Raw genomic sequence first — 522 nt, 5'->3', positions numbered from 1 at the left:
GTCAGTGACCCAACCGCAAGGAGGGAGCTGCCGAAGGCGGGACTGATAACTGGGGTGAAGTCGTAACAAGGTAGCCGTATCGGAAGGTGCGGCTGGATCACCTCCTTTCTAAGGAAGAAAAAGTAGGGGTTTTATATACTGTTGAGTCTTAGGTTTTCAAAGATTTTAATTAAATAAGAAACATCAGAGACAAAATTTTTCTGGTGCCGATGCGCTTAGGGGACACACCCGTTCCCATCCCGAACACGATGGTTAAGACCTAAGCGGCCGATGGTACTATACTGGAGACGGTATGGGAGAGCAGGTGGGTGCCAGATTATATTTGGGGGTGTAGCTCAGTTGGGAGAGCACCTGCCTTGCAAGCAGGGGGTCAAGAGTTCGAATCTCTCCATCTCCATTCGATGTTGAACATTAAGCATAGAGCATAGTTATTAATCAATTATGTACGCTTTTAACAACATCGCGCATGTACCTTGAAAACCACATATTGAAATATATCTAGATAGAGTCTTTGCAAAAAGA

The 522-nt window shown here is 45.2% G+C and carries 1 tRNA gene and 2 rRNA genes; all 3 read left to right on the top strand.

The features are described from left to right. Positions 1 to 108: ribosomal RNA gene (locus CRO04_RS25840) — 16S ribosomal RNA — on the top strand; the annotation flags it as partial. Between the two features lie 91 nt (positions 109 to 199). Then, positions 200 to 317, top strand: a 5S ribosomal RNA gene (gene rrf, locus CRO04_RS25835). Between the two features lie 7 nt (positions 318 to 324). After that, positions 325 to 397 (top strand) — tRNA-Ala (locus tag CRO04_RS25830). Positions 398 to 522: the final 125 nt, after the last annotated feature.

Source organism: Lacrimispora amygdalina (assembly GCF_900205965.1).
In the GTDB taxonomy this organism is placed as follows: Bacteria; Bacillota; Clostridia; order Lachnospirales; family Lachnospiraceae; genus Lacrimispora; species Lacrimispora amygdalina_A.
This window is presented reverse-complemented; position numbering and strand designations above follow the sequence as displayed.